The organism is Sporosarcina sp. P37 (assembly GCF_002109365.1).
Lineage (GTDB): Bacteria > Bacillota > Bacilli > Bacillales_A > Planococcaceae > Sporosarcina.
Map to the genome: position 1 here is coordinate 307,628 of NZ_CP015349.1, position 18,736 is coordinate 326,363.

Annotated in this window: 16 protein-coding genes and 1 other annotated feature; of the genes, 3 read left to right on the forward strand and 13 right to left on the reverse strand. The window is 46.9% G+C overall.

Annotated elements, in window-relative coordinates:
• Positions 1-66 precede the first annotated feature (66 nt).
• The 6 genes from aspS to recJ form a co-directional block, all read right to left on the reverse strand.
• Positions 67-1,836, reverse strand: coding sequence for an aspartate--tRNA ligase (gene aspS, locus SporoP37_RS01660; RefSeq protein ID WP_085430051.1), 1,770 nt, complete (start codon positions 1,834-1,836; stop codon positions 67-69).
• Positions 1,837-1,957: 121 nt separating this feature from the next.
• Complete coding sequence (hisS, locus tag SporoP37_RS01665; protein WP_085430052.1) at positions 1,958-3,220, reverse strand: histidine--tRNA ligase; 1,263 nt, start codon at positions 3,218-3,220, stop codon at positions 1,958-1,960.
• Positions 3,221-3,292: 72 nt separating this feature from the next.
• Positions 3,293-3,510: a binding site (T-box leader), on the reverse strand.
• Positions 3,511-3,635: 125 nt separating this feature from the next.
• Positions 3,636-4,082 (reverse strand): D-aminoacyl-tRNA deacylase, encoded by a 447-nt coding sequence (gene dtd / locus SporoP37_RS01670; protein ID WP_085430053.1) that lies wholly within the window; start codon positions 4,080-4,082, stop codon positions 3,636-3,638.
• A gap of 18 nt (positions 4,083-4,100) precedes the next feature.
• The gene (locus SporoP37_RS01675; RefSeq protein ID WP_081242059.1) at positions 4,101-6,299 is read right to left on the reverse strand and encodes a RelA/SpoT family protein; all 2,199 of its coding nucleotides are present in this window, start codon (positions 6,297-6,299) and stop codon (positions 4,101-4,103) included.
• A 147-nt stretch (positions 6,300-6,446) separates the two neighbouring features.
• Positions 6,447-6,959, reverse strand: a complete 513-nt coding sequence (locus SporoP37_RS01680; protein ID WP_081242060.1) for an adenine phosphoribosyltransferase — start codon at positions 6,957-6,959, stop codon at positions 6,447-6,449.
• Positions 6,950-9,295 carry a single-stranded-DNA-specific exonuclease RecJ gene (recJ, locus tag SporoP37_RS01685; RefSeq protein ID WP_085430054.1) on the reverse strand — a complete coding sequence of 782 codons (2,346 nt, stop codon included), beginning with the start codon at positions 9,293-9,295 and terminating at the stop codon, positions 6,950-6,952. Before recJ ends, SporoP37_RS01680 begins: the two co-directional genes overlap by 10 nt.
• A gap of 424 nt (positions 9,296-9,719) precedes the next feature.
• On the opposite strand from recJ, the gene SporoP37_RS01690 reads away from it, so the two are divergent.
• A complete protein-coding gene (locus SporoP37_RS01690; RefSeq protein ID WP_085430055.1) occupies positions 9,720-10,025 on the forward strand; it encodes a hypothetical protein in 306 nt (101 codons plus the stop codon).
• Positions 10,026-10,120: 95 nt separating this feature from the next.
• Complete coding sequence (locus SporoP37_RS01695; protein WP_085430056.1) at positions 10,121-10,342, forward strand: hypothetical protein; 222 nt, start codon at positions 10,121-10,123, stop codon at positions 10,340-10,342.
• Between the two features lie 347 nt (positions 10,343-10,689).
• Here the strand turns inward: SporoP37_RS01695 and SporoP37_RS01700 are convergent, their stop codons facing one another.
• From SporoP37_RS01700 to SporoP37_RS01710, 3 genes are all read right to left on the reverse strand, one after another.
• Positions 10,690-11,049 carry a LapA family protein gene (locus SporoP37_RS01700; RefSeq protein WP_085430057.1) on the reverse strand — a complete coding sequence of 120 codons (360 nt, stop codon included), beginning with the start codon at positions 11,047-11,049 and terminating at the stop codon, positions 10,690-10,692.
• 72 nt (positions 11,050-11,121) lie between these two features.
• Positions 11,122-13,389: a protein translocase subunit SecDF gene (secDF, locus tag SporoP37_RS01705; protein WP_085430058.1), complete on the reverse strand. Its 2,268-nt coding sequence runs from the start codon at positions 13,387-13,389 to the stop codon at positions 11,122-11,124.
• A 130-nt stretch (positions 13,390-13,519) separates the two neighbouring features.
• Complete coding sequence (locus SporoP37_RS01710; RefSeq protein WP_081242068.1) at positions 13,520-13,831, reverse strand: post-transcriptional regulator; 312 nt, start codon at positions 13,829-13,831, stop codon at positions 13,520-13,522.
• A gap of 129 nt (positions 13,832-13,960) precedes the next feature.
• On the opposite strand from SporoP37_RS01710, the gene SporoP37_RS01715 reads away from it, so the two are divergent.
• Complete coding sequence (locus SporoP37_RS01715) at positions 13,961-15,478, forward strand: putative polysaccharide biosynthesis protein (RefSeq protein ID WP_081242069.1); 1,518 nt, start codon at positions 13,961-13,963, stop codon at positions 15,476-15,478.
• On the opposite strand, the gene SporoP37_RS01720 is transcribed toward SporoP37_RS01715, so the two are convergent.
• The 4 genes from SporoP37_RS01720 to queA form a co-directional block, all read right to left on the reverse strand.
• Positions 15,465-16,109 carry a DUF421 domain-containing protein gene (locus SporoP37_RS01720; RefSeq protein WP_085430059.1) on the reverse strand — a complete coding sequence of 215 codons (645 nt, stop codon included), beginning with the start codon at positions 16,107-16,109 and terminating at the stop codon, positions 15,465-15,467. The genes SporoP37_RS01715 and SporoP37_RS01720 overlap by 14 nt on opposite strands.
• Positions 16,110-16,218: 109 nt before the next feature.
• On the reverse strand, positions 16,219-16,479 hold the full coding sequence (yajC, locus tag SporoP37_RS01725; RefSeq protein WP_081244712.1) for a preprotein translocase subunit YajC: 261 nt from the start codon (positions 16,477-16,479) through the stop codon (positions 16,219-16,221).
• 50 nt (positions 16,480-16,529) lie between these two features.
• A complete protein-coding gene (gene tgt, locus SporoP37_RS01730) occupies positions 16,530-17,669 on the reverse strand; it encodes a tRNA guanosine(34) transglycosylase Tgt (RefSeq protein WP_085430060.1) in 1,140 nt (379 codons plus the stop codon).
• On the reverse strand, positions 17,670-18,722 hold the full coding sequence (queA, locus tag SporoP37_RS01735) for a tRNA preQ1(34) S-adenosylmethionine ribosyltransferase-isomerase QueA (protein ID WP_085430061.1): 1,053 nt from the start codon (positions 18,720-18,722) through the stop codon (positions 17,670-17,672). It lies immediately after the preceding gene.
• Positions 18,723-18,736: the final 14 nt, after the last annotated feature.

Here is an 18,736-nt window from a genome sequence, read left to right on the forward strand (position 1 = left end):
ATCGTATCACACGCTATTTTATAATTCAATCAATTCGATTAAGTCTTTTAAAAAATAGTCGTTTCCTCACTTTTTCACAGGTTCTGCTGCCACTTTAATCCCGAGTTCTTTTAGCTGCGCATCATCGACAGTGCTTGGTGCTTCTGTCAGCAAATCGCTGGCACTGGCTGTTTTCGGGAACGCAATCGTATCACGTAAATTCGTGGATCCTGCAAGCAGCATGACGATACGGTCCAGACCGAATGCAATACCGCCGTGCGGAGGTGTTCCGTATTCAAATGCATCCAGCAAGAAGCCAAACTGCTCTCTCGCCTGTTCTTCTGTGAAGCCAAGAGCTTTGAACATTGCTTCTTGTACTTCACGCTGATAAATACGCAATGACCCTCCGCCGAGTTCGTACCCATTAAGTACTAAGTCATATGCTTGTGCTTTTACTGTTTCCGGGCTGGTTTTTAATTCTTCCACATCAGCAGGCATAGTGAACGGGTGATGCGCTGCGTAGTAACGGCCGTCTTCTTCATCATATTCAAACAGCGGCCAATCCGTAACCCATAAGAAATTGTATTTAGACTGGTCGATCAGTTCCAGGTCTTTGCCAAGTTTCAGACGAAGCGCCCCGAGTGAATCCGCTACTACAGATTTTTTATCTGCTCCGAAAAGGAATAAATCGCCCGACTCACCCTGTCCCGCCGCTTTCAGTGCTTCGCCGATTTCGCCGTCGAAGAATTTCGCGATCGGGCCATTGAAGCCGTCTTCTGTTACTTTCAGCCATGCCATTCCTTTAGCGCCATATACTTTTGCAAACTCACCAAGTGCATCGATGTCTTTGCGGGAATACTTGTCTGCAGCCCCTTTGACATTAATTAATTTAACTTGTCCGCCAGCTTCCACTGCTCCGGCAAACACTTTGAACGAAGAATCTTTCACAAGCTCAGACACATCCGTTAATTCCATGCCAAAACGAGTATCCGGTTTATCTGAACCGAAACGGCTCATTGCTTCATCATATGGAATTCGTTTAAACGGCGTTTCCACATCGACTTGCTTGACGTCTTTCATAATTTTTTTAATTAGACGTTCGTTCAGTTCCAAAATGTCTTCGATCGACATAAAGCTCATTTCCATATCGATTTGTGTGAATTCCGGCTGGCGGTCAGCACGCAAGTCTTCATCACGGAAACAGCGTGCGATCTGGTAGTAACGGTCGAAACCTGAAACCATCAATAATTGTTTGAACAGCTGCGGAGACTGCGGCAATGCGTAGAATTCACCTTCGTGAACACGGCTTGGCACCAGGTAGTCACGCGCGCCTTCAGGGGTAGATTTTGTCAGGATCGGTGTTTCGACTTCCAAAAATCCTTCGTCATCCAAGAAGTTTCGCACTGTTTTTGTGATGTCTGAACGCATTTTGAAGACTCTCGCAAGTTCAGGACGGCGAAGATCCAAATAACGGTACTTCAGACGAGTTTCTTCACCCACATCTGTTTCATCTTCGATTGTAAATGGCGGGTTTTTCGCTTCGTTGATGATTTTCACATCAACGACTTGCACTTCGATGGCGCCTGTTGCGATGTTTTTATTTTTTGTGCGCTCTTCACGTTCGATGACAAGACCAGTAATTTCGACAACGTATTCGTTACGAAGTGTTTCTGCGATTTCAAGCGCTTCTTTCGAGATGTCCGGGTTGAAGACGGTCTGAACGATGCCTGCGCGGTCACGGACGTCGATGAAGATTAAACCGCCGAGGTCACGGCGCTTTTGTACCCATCCCTGAAGTGTGACTTCTTCTCCGATTTGTTTTTCTGATAAGTTCCCACAATAATGTGTGCGTTTCATAGTGGCTGCACTACCTTTCTGATGTTGATGTTTATATTTGAATTGAAGCGTTAATTGGTGCTGTGTATGGGGATTTCCGTTCCGGGTGGACGCAAATCCCATGTTCTGTTACTGGCTGCTCTTACTTCTTCAGTTCTTCAATCAGCTGCTTGACAGATACTTTTTTCTGTTCTCGTTCAGCCATGTTCTTGAGCTGGACGACGTTTTCGTTTACTTCGTCTTCGCCGATAACGATGACGTATTTCGCTTGCAGCCGGTCTGCGGATTTCATTTGGGCTTTCATTTTACGGTCCATGTAGTCCATTTCGCAGCGCATATCGTTTTCTCTCAAACTGCTTAGAATTTCGAAGCCTTTATTGCGTGCTGCATCGCCTAGTGTGACGAGGTAGACGTCGAGTGAAGGTTCGTCAGTCCAGGATTTTTCTTCTGCGTCAAGTGCCAGCAATAAACGCTCGATACTGAGTGCGAAGCCGATGCCAGGTGCTGCTGGTCCGCCGATCTCTTCAGTCAGTCCGTTATAGCGTCCGCCGCCGCACAGTGTAGTGATCGCGCCGAAGCCTTTGGATGTGCTCATAATCTCGAATGCCGTGTGGTTATAATAATCCAGTCCGCGGACAAGATTCGGGTCATATTCGTAGTCAATTCCTGCGATATCCAAGTAGTTCTTTACTTTCTCAAAATACTCCTTTGACGGATTGTTGAGATAGTCTGCAAGTGAAGGTGCTGAGTTCATCAACGGATGCTCTCTGTCCACTTTACAGTCCAGAATCCGCAGCGGGTTTTTCTCCAGACGGTTTTGGCAGTCTGAACAGAATTCGCCGATGTGCGGGCTGAAGTGGCCGATAAGTGCCGAACGGTGTGCATCACGCGATTCCCGGTCACCGAGAGAATTCAACACAAGCTTGATATCTGTTAAGCCTGCGCGCTTGTAAATCGTCATAGCCAGCTGAATTACTTCCGCATCAATTGCGGGATCATCACTGCCGATTGCCTCTACACCAAACTGCACAAATTGGCGGTAGCGGCCTGCCTGTTGGCGTTCGTAGCGGAACATCGGGCCTGTGTAATATAATTTTACAGGCTGATCAGGATAGCCGAACATTTTGTGCTCGACGAATGAACGGACAACGGGTGCCGTGCCTTCCGGGCGCAGCGTCATTGAGCGGTCGCCGCGGTCAGTGAATGTGTACATCTCTTTTTGCACAATATCTGTCGTGTCTCCGACTGTGCGCTGGAATAATTCAGTCTGTTCAAAAATTGGTGTGCGGATTTCCTTATAGTTGTAGACGTCACAAATCGAACGGGCGATTTTTTCGACGCGCTGCCACTTCCAGGAAACGTCAGGTAATATGTCCTGCGTACCGCGGGGAACTTTAAAATTCATTAGTAAAACTCCTTTCAAAGATGTGATCGGGTGAACTTTCAGAGAACACAAAAAAGCTCCCATCCCAAATAACACAGGGACGAGAGCTTGAAGCTTCCGCGGTTCCACCCAAATTGACACAAATGTGCCCACTCGAATCCGGATAACGGCCGGTTCCGTCCATGCCTACTGATTTCAGCATGAATCCTCCATGGTGTTGTTCACTTTACGGTTCTGTCAGGGAATTTCAGCCGCGTTCCCTGTTCTCTTTCCAGCCTGCTTAAAGTTAATTTCCATATCATCGGGGTACAGATTCATTCGATTAGTTTCTATGTTAGACGTATACTCCGCAACTGTCAACTTGTTTGGCGGATTATTGCGCGCTCTTCTGCAAAGCCGGCGATTAATCGACAGAATTAACGATTCTGTTGATTGTTCAACCGCCCTTTGACTCGATCAGCAGTGTCACCGGGCCGTCATTCGTCAGCTGGACGTCCATCATGGCGCCGAACTGCCCAGTTTCCACGTCAAGACCGAGATCGCGCAGCCGTTCATTAAAATATTCCCACAATGGGTCTGCTGTTTCCGGTCTTGCAGCTTCGATGAAACTTGGACGGCGGCCTTTTTGGACATTGCCGTATAACGTGAACTGGGAGACGGACAGAATTGCACCCCCGACTTCATCAATCGACAGGTTCAGCTTGCCGTCCTCGTCTTCATAAATACGTAAACCGGCAATCTTCTTTGCAATATACTCGGCATCCTGCTCCGTGTCTTCGTGCGTAATGCCGACCAATAATACATAGCCTTTCGCTATGGAGCCGATGATTTCTCCATCGACCGTTACAGACGCGTCTTTTGCCCGCTGTAAAAGTACCCGCATAGGTCAAGCTCCTCCTTGTCAGTTCATTACCCGTTCTACAGAGTATACATCTTTAATTTGTTTAATTTTATCGACGGTACGCTGTAAATGCGTAATGTTCTGAATTTTTATCGACATATGAATATGCGCGATATTGTCCTTATCTGCTTTGCCGCTGACTGCAACAATCGGTGTATTCATATCCGCCACGACCATCATCACTTCATTGAGCAAGCCTTGGCGGTCGAATGCAGAAATTTCAATATCGACCTGGAATTCTTTCCGTACTTTATCGTCCTGCAATGCCCAGCTGACATCAATGATCCGTTCTTTCTGGCCATGCTCAGACAGAACGTTCGGACAATCCGTGCGGTGAACAGATACACCGCGCCCCCGTGTAATGAAGCCGACAATTTCATCGCCCGGCACCGGATTACAGCATCGTGAAATACGGATCAGCATATTGTCAATATCTTTAACGATGACGCCGGATTCTGTCTGCTTATCTGATTGAGTCGTCTGCATATCCGAAACGATTTTATCGATAGTTTCCTTTTTCTCACGTTCTCTGCGCATGCGCTCCGCGAGCCGGTTAACAACTTGCTGTGCAGTAATGCCGCCGGAACCGACTGCCGCATAAAGATCTTCCTCTGAAGTGAAACTGAATTTATCAATCGTGCGCTGCATATTTTCTTTACTCAGCGCTTCCTTGATATCATATTCCTCTTCTTTCAATTCTTTTTGAATCATTTCACTGCCCTTATCAATATTCTCATCGCGTAATTGCTTCTTGAAGTATTGACGTATTTTATTTTTCGCCTGGGAAGTGTGCGCAAGTTTTAGCCAGTCACGGCTTGGTCCAAATGATTGTTTGGACGTCAAAATTTCGACGATATCACCCGTCGACAAAGGGGAGTCAAGCGGAACGATCTTGCCGTTTACTTTTGCGCCGGTCGTTCGGTTTCCGACTTCTGAATGGACACGGTAAGCGAAGTCAATCGGTACAGATCCTTGCGGCAGTTCAACGACATCTCCGTCCGGCGTAAATACATATACCATGTCCGAGAATAAATCGAACTTCAATGATTCCATGAATTCCTGTGCGTTGGATGATTCGTTTTGAATTTCAAGAATTTCTCGGAACCAAGTCAATTTTGAATCAATGTCATTCGAAGGTTTTGCCATTTTCTTGCCTTCTTTATACGCCCAGTGCGCTGCCACACCAAATTCGGAAATCCGGTGCATCTCTTCCGTCCGAATCTGCACTTCCAGCGGATCACCTGCAGGTCCTACGACCGTCGTATGAATGGATTGATAGAGGTTTTGTTTCGGCATCGCAATATAATCTTTAAAGCGCCCCGGCATCGGCTTCCACAGCGTATGGATAATTCCGAGCGCTGCGTAACAGTCCTTGATGCTTTTGACGACAATACGTACTGCCAATAGATCATAAATTTCATTGAACTCTTTTTTCTGGATAACCATCTTCTGATAAATGGAGTAGAGATGTTTCGGGCGGCCATGAATTTCCGCGGCAATCCCCATGTTATCGAGTTCCGCGCGCATTTGACTCATGACGTCCTTCAAATATTGTTCGCGCTCTGTCCGTTTTTGCTTCATCAGATTGACAATGCGGTAATACTGCTGCGGATTGGAATAGCGCAGTGCAATGTCTTCGAGTTCCCATTTAATTGTTGAAATTCCAAGACGATGTGCGAGTGGAGAAAAAATCTCCAGCGTTTCTTCAGATACCCGGCGCTGTTTAGCGGCAGGCACGTGTTTGAGCGTTCGCATATTATGCAAGCGGTCTGCCAGTTTGATCAGTATGACACGAATATCCTGTGCCATTGCGATGAACATTTTCCGGTGATTTTCCGCTTGTTTTTCTTCATTGGATTTGAATTTCAGTTTATCGAGCTTCGTTACACCATCCACGAGCATAGCGACTTCATCACCAAATTCCCGGATAATATCTTCGCGGCTCACTTCAGTATCTTCCACTACGTCATGCAAAAAGCCTGCAGCGACTGTTTCCGGGTCCATTTGAAGTTCAGCCAGAATGCCGGCTACTTGAATGGGATGGTTGATATACGGTTCACCTGAACTTCTGAACTGTCCTTCGTGCGACTTTTTTGCCAATGCAAATGCGCGCTTAATGAAGTCGACATGTTCCTCGTTCATATATTTGGCGACAAGCTCGTAAATATCGTATTCTGTCAGGTCTTGATTTTTCGCCATTGTCTTACCCCTTTCAACCTATTCCGTAACAATGTAGATCATATTTTTTACTAGTATATGTATAATATCACCTATAGATAAAGTGAATCAAACGCAGGGCCTGGGTATATAGCAAGAATCCTCCGCACGAAGCGAAGGATTCCCCAATCAGTACGTAATTAATGCCCGGATGTCTTGGTTAGTTAACTTGTCGCGCCCATTGAGGTACGAAAGTTCAATCAGGAATGCGCAGCCTGCCACTACGCCGCCAAGTTTTTCGACGAGTTCGACGGTTGCGCTGACCGTACCGCCAGTCGCCAACAGATCATCCACGATCAGCACACGCTGACCCGGTTTAATCGCATCTTTGTGGATCGTCAGCGTATCTTTTCCATACTCAAGATCATATTCGACCGAAATCGTTTCGCGCGGTAATTTACCCGGCTTACGAACCGGCGCAAAACCGATCTGAAGTGCATATGCAACGGGACAGCCAATAATAAAACCGCGTGCTTCCGGCCCTACTATGATATCCACATCGAGTTCTTTCGCATACTCTACAATTTGATCTGTCGCATACTTATATGCTTCCCCGTTATCCATAATCGTCGTAATGTCTTTAAAGCTGACACCCGGTTTCGGATAATCGTCTACTGTCGTAACAAATTTTTTTAAGTCCACAATTTTTCCTCCTCAACAGCTGGCATCTCACGTAACGAGTCAAACACATTCTTTAAGTCCTGATAGGGGGCATAAAGAAGCAACTCTTCCAGTTTGATCTGCTGTTGGCGTTTTTTATAGGATGGCGCTTCTGCCAAATCTCGTTTGCCGGCAGAATCAAGCATCGTCACCTTACCATTCTCTAGTGTAACAAATTCCAGTTCATAAAACACTTTTGTCATGAATTTTATCATATCTTTTTTCCAGCCTTTGTGTTTGGAAAGCATTTCAATTTGCTGATGCAAATCAAATATCTGGCGCTTCTTCAAAAAGCTGTAATACCAGCCAAATTGCTGGCGGTCTGGCATCTTTTCAAAGTACATCGAATCATGCACATAGAGATGCAAATACACCCGGTCGGCCATAGTTGCTGCCATCACCTGTTTCAATTGTTCTTCCTGCTTCGGCAAATCCAGCAGAACAATTGAGCTGGATGGATAAATCGCATCACGTCCCATCAGGGTAATAGGCGTATCTTTGAAAAACGGAGCAAAATGCTGAATGGATGGTTCACTGAAAGCAATAAATTGTGCTTTGTCTGGAATCATCGGCAGCCATCTTGCAGGCTCACGCACTCCCCGGTAGTCAAACAGCTGCCATTCATCACATTTGATATCTTCCACCAGCATTTGCGCTTTTTTGCGGCCGTTCCATTCATTGATCTGCAAATCACCTGTCAGACTCAGCTTTCCCTGAGGAGCCATGTCGTCTGCCAATGCACCCGCTCCGAAATAAATGGCATCGATCCGTTCGTCTCTGTCTCCCATTTCCAGCTTCAGATGATCTTTCGCTGCACCTATTTTACGGACAGATACTCTGTCAAGCTGTTCAAGCAAGAAGACGGGTTTCGGGAACCCCACGCCAAATGGCCGGATCTGCTCCAGAGCTTCAATAGACGCAATGTCGATTTCATCCAAAGCAAGCGGCACGTCAATCGATAACACGGGCTGCAACGTTTCTTCATTCAGGACTTCTTTTGCCTGTTCATTTAAATTAGCACGCAATAATTCAACGTCTTCTATCTTCAGCGACATGCCCGCTGCCATGGCATGACCGCCGAAATGCGGCAGTATGGACGTGTTTTTCGACAGTTCTTTATACAAATCAAATCCTTCGATACTGCGCGCAGAACCTTTTGCGATACCGGTTTCATGATCGAGTGATAAAATGATGGACGGGCGGTAGTATTTCTCCGTCAGTCTCGACGACACGATACCGACGACGCCAGGATTCCACCCTTCCCCTTCAACAACCAGAACATATGGAATTTGATCACCATACCGGTTCTCCACTTGTTCTTCTGCTTCTTTTGCAATTTCTTTTACTAATTGTTGCCGTTCTTTATTCAAATCATTCAATTCTTCTGCAATTCCGAGCGCTTGCTGTTCATCTTCTGATTTCAATAAATCAACAGCAGAATCTGCATCACCAAGTCTTCCCGGCGCATTCAGACGCGGTCCGATCGTAAAGCCAATCGTTTCTTCCGATAATGCGGCCAGCTCATGTCCGCTCACTTGCATTAATGCACGTATGCCAGGTCGCTTGGAACGGCGCAATCTGCGGATGCCTTCTTTAACAGCATAACGATTTTCATCTTCAAGCGGCACAAGATCGGCGATGGTGCCGATCGCAACAAATTCAAGCAAATCAAGAGGCGGCTCACCAAGCAAGGCGGAAGCGAGTTTAAACGCCACACCTACGCCGGCCAGTTCTCCGAAGGGGTAATTGCCTTCCGGATGTCTTGGGTGAATGACTGCGTCTGCTGCCGGCAGCACGTCACCCATTTCATGGTGATCTGTGACAATGACGGTCATGCCGAGCGTCTTCGCAAACGCGACTTGCTCAATGCCGGAGATTCCGTTATCGACGGTGATCAGGACTTCGGTACCTTCTGTATGTAGTTGTTCGAAATAGTCACTGTTCGGTCCGTAGCCGTGTTCAAAACGATTCGGTATAGCGAAGTTCACTTTCGCACCCAATCGTTCGAGCGCAGTGGTCAGAACGGTGACGCTGGTGACGCCGTCTGCATCATAATCACCAAATATGGTAATTTGTTCCTCGTCTTCCACTGCTTGCTTTATGCGGTCAACGGCTTTTTTCATGTCATATAACAAAAAAGGATCGTGCAGGTTGGATTCATCCATGTCCAAGTAGGCATTTGCCTGTTCGCTTGTGGTGATTCCGCGTGCGACGAGTATTTTAGTCAGCATGGTGGAAAGATTCAGGTCTTTCGCCAGCTGGTTGACAAGTTCTTCGTCCGGCCGGTCAATTTTCCATCTTTTTTTGGATTGTATCAATGCTCTCACTTCCTCTTTTCTTATTATATCTAATACTGCTTGAGACGGAAAGGAAACGAGATGGATTTTGAAGAATGCTCTGGTGGTTAGTGGGAAAGTCTTTTTTTGCGCTGTGTTGGGTCCGTTGCTCGACTGGTTTTTGGGGATTGGAGTTAGATAGTGTCAGCTTTTAGGACCCGCGCAGGCACGTGGGGGATTGCCTTTCGTCATGAGCCAGCTGGCGAGGTACGTGCCAGTTGTCTCATGACTTCGGCCGACCCCGCAGTTGTGCCTGCGCTGCTGAGTGGGAGCAATCCAAGTACTCTTTTAAAAGAGATGAAGTTCAGTGACCGGTTGCCGACTGGCGTGTGCTTTGGCAAAAGACGTGTCATATTCTGCTTCCCTCTAACTAAACGGAGGCGCCTTACAAGCGGTAGGCGTAGCGATGAGACTGACAGGCGCACTTCCTGTCTGGCTCATTGCGGAAGCCATCCGCAAGCGCCGCAGTGGCTTCAATGACGTTTTGTCACTGGTTTTGGTGTCGTTGCTCGATCGGCTGTCGGGTATTGAAGTTAGCAACTGTCCGCTCTTAGGACCCGCGCAGGCACGTGGGGGATTGCCTTTCGTCATGAGCCAGCTGGCGATAGTGCGCCGCCAGTTGTCTCATGACTTCGGCCGACCCCGCAGTTGTGCCTGTGCTGCTGAGTGGAAGTTATTCATGTACTCTTTTAAAAGAGTAGAAGTTCAGTGACTGGTAGACGACTAGCGTACGCTTTGGCAAATGAAGTGTCATGGTCCGCTTCACCCTAACTAAACGGAGGCGCCTTACAAGCGGTAGGCGTAGCGATGAGACTGACAGGCGCACTTCCTGTCTGGCTCATTGCGGAAGCCATCCGCAAGCGCCGCAGTGACTTCAATGCCGTTTTGTCACTGGTTTTGGTGTCGTTGCTCGATCGGCTGTCGAGTATTGAAGTTAGCAACTGTCTGCTCTTAGGACCCGCGCAGGCACGTGGGGGATTGCCTTACGTCATGAGCCAGCTGGCGAAGTGCGTGCCAGTTGTCTCATGACTTCGGCCGACCCCGCAGTTGTGCCTGCGCTGCTGAGTGGAAGCAAGCCAGGTTACTTTTTTAAAAAAGAAGAAGTACAGTGACTGGTTGCCGACTGGCGTGTGCTTTAGCAAAAGCAGTGTCATTTTCGCTTCCCCTTACTGAACGGAGGCGCCTCCCAAGCGGTCGGCGTAGTAATGAGACAGGCAGGCGATCTTCCTGTCTGGCTCATTGCGTAGCCATCCGCCAGCGCCGCAGTGGGTTTAAAACGTTCCCCTCACTTTTCACAATAACGTGATGACGTTCTGCTTACTAAAAAACCTGCCACAAGGAAGTCTACAAGCACGACTTCCTGTGGCAGGTTGCGGTCAATACAGCTCTTTCGGGGGAATAATCTCCGCCTCAACCAGCGGCGGCTCCATCAGTGTATCGATGCGCTCCTCCATCTCCTGCATCTGTCTGCGCTGTGCGCTTAGCTCTTCCTCTTTCAGATGCAGCTGCTTCTCAAGCACCTTCACACGGCGCCCGCTTCTGTAAGATTTATAAATAGCGAAAAAGCCGCTGATCAGCGCACCGAGCAAGGCGGAGCCGAGAATGATGAGCACGAGCGGAATCATCTCCGTGCCGAAGAAGTAATTTACTGGCACAGACTCCACATTGAACACAGCAAATACAGCGATTAACACTGCGAATATCAAACCGGCCAACACAGTCCACTGGAACTTCATGTCCTTCATTCCTCCAATCAAAAAAGCAGGATATACCGAAGTATACCCTGCTTTTTATATGGTTCAAACGTATTATACTACCGGTTCGTCTGAGCCCCACTGTTTTTTCTCTTTTTCTACTTTTATTCCTCCGTCTTTAAGAATCTGCTTCTTCTTCAGATCGAACCAAAGCTGGGCAGAGATGAAGATGGAAGAATACGTACCTGCAAGCAAACCAATCAATAATGCGACGGAGAATGGACGAATGGATTCTGCACCAAGCGCCATCAATGCCACAACGACGAAGATTACTGTCAGTACGGTGTTAACCGAACGTCCAAGTGTCTGCCGCAATGACTTATTGACAATAAGCGCCAATTCGTCTGCATTACTAATGTGTTTCGAGCGATGCAAGTTTTCCCGTATTCTGTCAAAGGTGACGATGGTATCGTTGATGGAATAACCGATGATCGTCAGTACCGCTGCGATAAATGTGATGTCGACTTCTAGCCGCAAAATACTGAAGACCGCGATCATGAAGAACGCATCGTGCAACAGACCGATAATCGCTGCCAGACCCATACGCCACTCGAAACGGAGTGCCACGTAGATGATGATGCCGAGCGCTGCAATCGCAAGTGCCGAAATTGCATTGCGTACGAGCTCTTTACCTACTGTGTCCGAAACGGTTGAAACGTTTGGCTCTGCACCATAAAGGGTTTTAATTTCTTTTTTGAAACTGTTGACTTCTTCTTGTGTAAAGTCTTCTTTGTATCGCGCAACCGCAATATTTTTGTCATCTCCGGAAATCACTACATCCGTTGTCGGGTGACCGATTTCCTCAAGCTGTTTCGTTACCTCGTCTTCGTCAAGCTGCTGTTCGGCAAGAACTTCAACACGTGTACCGCCGGAGAAGTCGATTCCGAGATTGAGCTTGAAGACGCCGAGCATAATTGCTCCGACAATCAGCAAAACAATAGAAATCGTATAGAAACGTTTTCTTGAATGAACAAAGTCGAAACGGTCAAATTTCGTAGACAAATCAAGTGTTTCATAGCCTTCATCTGCTGAATGGACTTGCTTTTTGTTCAGTCCGAACCAGCCGACTTTATTGTCAAGGAAACCGCTGTGTACGAGAAGTCCGAGCAGCAGGCGTGATCCCCAGACGGCTGTCAGGAAACTGACCAGAATACTGATGATGAGCATTGTCGCGAAACCTTTTACAGAGCTTGTACCATAAATGAACAATACAACCGCTGCAAGCAATGTCGTGACGTTTGCATCCAGAATCGCCGTGAATGAAGATTTCGCTCCGGCCGTAAAGGACGATTTCACCGATTTTCCGACACGCAGTTCTTCTTTGATCCGCTCATAGGTGATGATATTGGCATCGACCGCCATACCGACCCCGAGCATTAATGCCGCAATACCCGGCAGCGTCAGGACACCGTTAATCAATGTGAATACCAGCAATATCAAATAGATATAGACAGATAGTGTGACAACTGCGATAATCCCTGGCAAACGATAATAGAGTGCCATAAAGATAAAGATTAAGCTGATACCGACAATGCCGGCGAATATTGTCTTATCCAGTGCTTGTTCACCGAACTGCGCACCGACAGAAGTCGAGTAAATTTCCTCTAAATCCACAGGAAGTGCGCCTGCGTTTAAAATACCGGCAAGATTCTTTGTTTCTTCCACAGTGAAGTTACCCGAAATCTCGACATTTGAAGAATTAATCGTTTTGGATACATAAGGTGCAGAAATGAATGCAGGGTCTGGTTTCATTGCTTCTTCTTTAAAGGAGTCTTCGCCTTCTTTAAAGTCCAGCCAGATCACCAGCATGTTGTCCGGCTTCATTTGCGCAATTTCAGATGTAACCTCTCCAAATTTATTTGGATCTTTCATTTCCAATGTCACAACAGGGTTGTTGTTTTCATCGAAATTGGCTTTTGCCTTGCCCTCTTTCAAATCATTGCCGTCTAGCATCAATTCGTCATTCGCATTACGGAATGACAGATTCGCTTGAGTGGACAATAATTCACGGGCTGATTCCTGATCTTCTACGCCCGCAAGCTGAACACGGATCCGGTTGTTCGATTCAATCTGGATGCTTGGTTCACTTACTCCGAGCACGTCAATACGATTCGTCAATGCGCGGGCCGTATCGGCAACTGTTGACTCTGTAATCTTCTGTCCTTCCTTCAATGGATTGACCTGATACAGAACCTCGAAACCGCCTTGCAGGTCAAGACCGAGCTTGACGTCTTTTAAAATCGGATTTGTCGTTGAAAATACCGTTGATGCCAAGATAACGATGAGCAGCAAAAACGCGACAATCCTTCCTCTGTTTTTCATATTTCCTTTTCCCCCTCATATACTAGAGCGGCACAGCACCTGCTATGTACTTGATTCTCTCATTGTACAACATACCAATTATGAAACAGTCGGTTGGCTGTGTCAAATACTTCATAGTTATAAACGAAAATCATTCAGATTTTTTTGGCGAAAATAACTCAGCCCATTCTTCTTTACTCAATTCTAAAATCTCCTCGCTGCGGCGCTGGGCCTCTGTCTGCGTGTGGGTCATGAATTGTGCGGCGGTAATCGCCAGAATATCTGCTGTCATTTTGTAGGGGTGCATCGCAGAAATATCTTTTTTTCGCCACTTTTTTTCCGCCAGATACAGCAGCAGATCCTCTTCTGTAATCTCCGAATAGCCGTAAAACGTCAATTCGTTTTTCTTACTTTCAAGTGCAGGGAGCAACTGTCTGTATATTTCTTTAAGCTGTTGATCCAAGGCCGCTTCACCTCTCGTTCATTGTTGCGGAATAAAGTTGATTATATCACATACACTTAACTATATTTTGGTTTTTTATATGCATTCTTACTGCAGCAGAAATGGCGGGAAAAGAAGGAGTTGTTTGGGGTGTCATCATTTATCCGGGGGACGATCTTTTTGATGGCGGCCGTGTTTTTATCGAAATTACTCGGCTTTGTCTATCGAATACAATTTATGAGGGTAGCGGGAGAAGAGACAGTCGGGATTTATATGACAGCCTATCCGGCGTTCATCTTCTTCCTCTCACTTGTGCAGCTCGGTGTGCCAGTCGCCATTGCGAAAGTCATTGCTGAATTAAAGGCAAAAGGCGATACCGTACAGCTGCGCCAGGTAATGAAAACTGCCACGTTCATCACAATATTATCCGGCGCAGTCTTCATTCCTGCCTGTGTTTTATTTACACCATTTTTAGCCGGAACTCTGCTGGGCAATGAAGCGACTGCCACCGCACTCTATGTGGCAATTGCAATTGTGCCAATCGCGGCGGTCGGCGGGCTGATCAGAGGGTATTTTCAGGGGATTGCACGCATTGAGGAAACCGCCTGGGCGCAGGTCATTGAACAGATCTTCCGAATTTTGCTCATTACGTGGATGCTGCCGTATATCCTCACACCTGCCGATCCAATGATGAACGCGGCATATGCGATGGCAGTAACGTTCTTAGCGGAAGTATTATCTGTGCTGTATCTGTTGTTTAAATACCGGCAGAACCTCCGTACACAGCCAAAGAAACGCGAAAAAGAAACGCGCTATCCGATGGAGCCTATTTTAGAGGTGGCACTTCCATCATCAGGCAGCCGTTTGTTCGGTACATTCACATGGTTTTTGGAGCCGATTATATTTTTACGCGCGCTTTCCATGGCAGGCGTAGGGACAGTAGCCGCCACTTCGTTATACGGAGTCATTTCAGGCGTACTTATTCCGCTTCTGTTGTTTCCTGCATTCATTCCGTATGCATTGTCAGTTGTGCTCGTTCCGGCAGTGAGCGGCGCCGCTGCTTCCAGCAACGTAAAAAAGCTGCAGGAGCGTATTCATCTGGCTCTTCGTTTATCCGCCCTGACCGGCGCTTTCGCAGCGACCGTATTTTATATTCACGGGCAGGATCTCGCGGAAAAACTGTTCCATATCGTAGAAGGCGGCAGGTATATGACACTGCTTGCACCAATATTTTTCTTTTATTATATTCAAAGCCCGCTGTATTCAATTTTGCAGGCAACCGGCGACGCAAAAGCAGGTATGATGAATTCGGTTTACGGCGGAATTGCGAAGCTTGCGGTGATGTTTATATTAGCGTCGCAACCCGGCCTTCAGGAAACAGGCGCCGTTTTGGCAATCGGATTCGGCGTACTCGTCACGTCGTTCCTGCATATCGCGACATTGAGGCAGAATAAATCGACCGCGACTGGCTTTTCGATGTTCGCGATGACATATATTACATTTTTAATGACCGTCATCATGCGTCCGATTTTTATTCCGATAGGTTCGCATCACTTGTTCGTAGAAGTTGCGATAACTTCTGCCGTACTGCTTGTTTTATTATTGCTGACAAGACAAATCAAAACACAGGACTTCGTTATGCTGCGCAATTTAGTTAAACGCTATTAGTTTCTTTCAGCTGAACTTTTATTTCTCCCTGTTCGTACGAGCAGTAGAAAATTGTCGACAGGTCAGTGATATCCTTTTCGCGTAGCTTTTTCATCAGCCAGTCTTCGGTCTTGCCGATCAGTTCCAAATGTTCGGGCTGAAGCTCCCCGTCGAGCACGAGTCCAACAATCGGCAAGTCACCGTCTTTCGTGAAAACAGATAAATTCCCTGACGACTCAAGATAGGCAAATGACACATTATGAATGGAACCGATTTGATTTTCCCGCAGTTGCTGAAATAAATCGTCGAGATTATACCGCTGTTTCCGCATTTCATCTTCTTGAATCTGTCCATGTTTAATGATGAGCGTAGGATCACCGTCTACCAGATCACGGAACTTCTTGCTTTTCAATGAAATCATCGACGAAATATATTGAATGACGAGCAGCAGCAGAATGGGAAGAATACCTTCCATAATTGGCTTATCCGGTGATTCCACAATCATCGCGGCAACTTCTGCCATGATGATGAAAACAACAATATCTATCACGCCTAATTCTCCGACTTCCCGTTTTCCCATAATACGGAGGATGACGAGAAGAAATATATATAAAAAGACTGTACGTAATCCGATGATGAGTAACTCATGCACAACATATCTGCCTCCTTCACACCTTAGTGTGCCGGCAGACATTTTTTCTATACATGGACATACAAAAAAGCGGTAATCTATGGACACACCAGTAGATAACCGCTTTTTATTATGCTGTTACAACTCTTCCGATTGCCTGCTTGTCAAAACGTAAAACCGTCGTGTCAGATACACGCAAGAAAATAGAAGTCTCGTCCACAGCATCCACTGTTCCGTGAATTCCGCCGATTGTTACTACTTCGTCTCCGCGCTTTAAACTGTTTTGCATCTCTTTCGCTGCTTTCTGTCTCTTTTGCGCAGGACGAATGAGTAAAAACCACATGATCGCTACCATAAGTACAAGTGTGAAAATACCACCGTATTGTTCCATCATTTTATATCTTCCCCCTTCCTGAATCATCAAATGTTATTATACAAGATTTAAAAGTTTTTTGCATTCGGTTTATTAAATCCGTACTGCTCGAAAAACTCTTCACGGAAATCGCCGAGACGATCTTCACGTATAGCCTGACGTATCTGCTCCATTAAATTCAGCAAAAAGTGCAGGTTATGATAAGACGTCAGACGGATGCCAAAGGTTTCTCCCGCCCGGATTAAATGCCGCACATAAGCACGGCTATAGTTTTTGCACGTATAACAATCGCAGTTCGGGTCAAGCGGGCCAAAATCGCGTTCATACTTCGCATTTTTCACAACCAGCCGGCCTTCACTTGTCATCAGCGTGCCGTTTCGCGCAATACGCGTCGGCAAGACACAGTCAAACATATCGATTCCGCGGATTGCCCCGTCGATTAAGGAGTCAGGCGACCCGACACCCATTAAATAACGCGGTTTATCCTGCGGCAATAGAGGTGTCGTGAATTCAAGTGCTTTATTCATAATATCTTTCGGTTCTCCGACAGATAATCCGCCGATTGCGTAGCCCGGAAAATCGAGTGATACTAAATCTTTTGCACTTTGCTTTCGAAGATCTTCATATTCTCCGCCCTGAACAATACCGAATAGCGCCTGTTCACTTGGTCGCGCGTGAGAATCCAGGCAGCGCTCTGCCCATCTTGACGTGCGCTCCACACTTGCTTTCATATATTCATGCGTTGCAGGGAATGGCGGACATTCATCAAATGCCATCATAATATCCGGTCCTAACGCATTTTGGATTTCCATTGCTTTTTCAGGACTCAAGAACAGCTTGTCTCCATTAATGTGATTACGGAAATGGACGCCTTCTTCTTTAATATCCCGGAACTTGCTCAATGAAAATACCTGAAAGCCGCCGGAGTCTGTCAAGATTGGACGGTCCCAGTTCATGAACTTATGCAATCCGCCTGCTTCTTTGATGATTTCGTAGCCAGGACGCAACCATAAGTGATACGTGTTACTTAAAATAATGCCGGCATTCATCGCTTTCAATTCTTCCGGCGACATCGTCTTGACGGAAGCCTGTGTTCCGACCGGCATGAACGCAGGTGTTTCAAATGAACCATGCGGCGTATGGACAATTCCCAGACGCGCACCTGTTTGTTTACATGTTTTTATATGTTCATACGTAATAGCTGCCAATTAATCTCGTTCCTTTCTTGTAGCAGGGCGGATAAACATCGCATCCCCAAAACTGAAAAAGCGGTATTGCTCCCTCACTGCTTCTTCGTATGCACGCATGACATGATCACGTCCCGCAAACGCGGACAGCAGCATCAGCAGCGTCGATTTCGGCAAATGAAAATTCGTCACCAGACCGTCGATTGCTTTGAACTCATAGCCCGGGTAAATGAAAATCGAAGTCCAGCCGCTCGCTGCGGTCACTTCCCCATGATTCTCCGTGGCAATCGTTTCAAGTGTCCGTGTAGACGTGGTCCCGACCGCAATCACTCGGCCGCCATTCGCTTTCGTCTCGCGGACAAGTGCGGCGGTTTCTTCTGTCATCACATAGTATTCTGCATGCATTGTATGGTCTTCAATCGAATCTACACTGACCGGCCGGAATGTGCCCAGCCCGACATGCAGTGTGATGAAGGCAATCTGCACACCTTTAGCACGCAAGGCACTCAGAATTTCGTCTGTAAAATGCAGCCCGGCAGTCGGTGCCGCCGCTGATCCGCGTTCTTTTGCGAATACTGTCTGATAACGGGACTGATCTTCCAGTGTTTCTGTAATATACGGAGGAAGCGGCATCTGTCCGAGCTGATCAAGCAATTCATAGAAAATCCCGTCATACGCAAATGTAAATTCCCGTCCGCCCTGCTCACCGATTGCGGTGCATTCCGCCCGCAGCAATCCATCGCCAAATGTTACGACAGTCCCGACTTTTATGCGTTTTGCAGGTTTAACAAGCGTTTCCCATTTGTCGTTCCCTGTTTCTTTCAATAATAATACTTCAATTGTTGCCCCGGTGTCTTCTTTTGTACCGATTAATCGCGCAGGAAGCACCTTTGTATCATTCAAAACCAATAAATCTCCCGGCTCCAGTTCATCGACCAGGTCACGGAAGTGCTTGTGCGCTACTTCCCCGCTGTCACGGCCCATCACCAGCAAACGGCTCGCAGTCCGATCCAGCAGCGGTGTCTGGGCAATCAAATGTTCAGGTAAATTAAAATCAAAATCTTCTACTTCCATCATGCTGACTCCTA

What these genes read in the sequence shown, in the direction of transcription:
- SporoP37_RS01695 (WP_085430056.1), top strand. Translation starts at nt 10,121, where the DNA reads ATGAGACTGACAGGCGCACTTCCTGTCTGGCTCATTGCGGAAGCCATC.
- SporoP37_RS01675 (WP_081242059.1), bottom strand. Translation starts at nt 6,299, where the DNA reads ATGGCGAAAAATCAAGACCTGACAGAATACGATATTTACGAGCTTGTC.
- hisS (WP_085430052.1), bottom strand. Translation starts at nt 3,220, where the DNA reads ATGAATTTTAAAGTTCCCCGCGGTACGCAGGACATATTACCTGACGTT.
- SporoP37_RS01700 (WP_085430057.1), bottom strand. Translation starts at nt 11,049, where the DNA reads ATGAAGTTCCAGTGGACTGTGTTGGCCGGTTTGATATTCGCAGTGTTA.
- SporoP37_RS01690 (WP_085430055.1), top strand. Translation starts at nt 9,720, where the DNA reads ATGAGACTGACAGGCGCACTTCCTGTCTGGCTCATTGCGGAAGCCATC.
- secDF (WP_085430058.1), bottom strand. Translation starts at nt 13,389, where the DNA reads ATGAAAAACAGAGGAAGGATTGTCGCGTTTTTGCTGCTCATCGTTATC.
- yajC (WP_081244712.1), bottom strand. Translation starts at nt 16,479, where the DNA reads ATGGAACAATACGGTGGTATTTTCACACTTGTACTTATGGTAGCGATC.
- aspS (WP_085430051.1), bottom strand. Translation starts at nt 1,836, where the DNA reads ATGAAACGCACACATTATTGTGGGAACTTATCAGAAAAACAAATCGGA.
- dtd (WP_085430053.1), bottom strand. Translation starts at nt 4,082, where the DNA reads ATGCGGGTACTTTTACAGCGGGCAAAAGACGCGTCTGTAACGGTCGAT.
- queA (WP_085430061.1), bottom strand. Translation starts at nt 18,722, where the DNA reads ATGGAAGTAGAAGATTTTGATTTTAATTTACCTGAACATTTGATTGCC.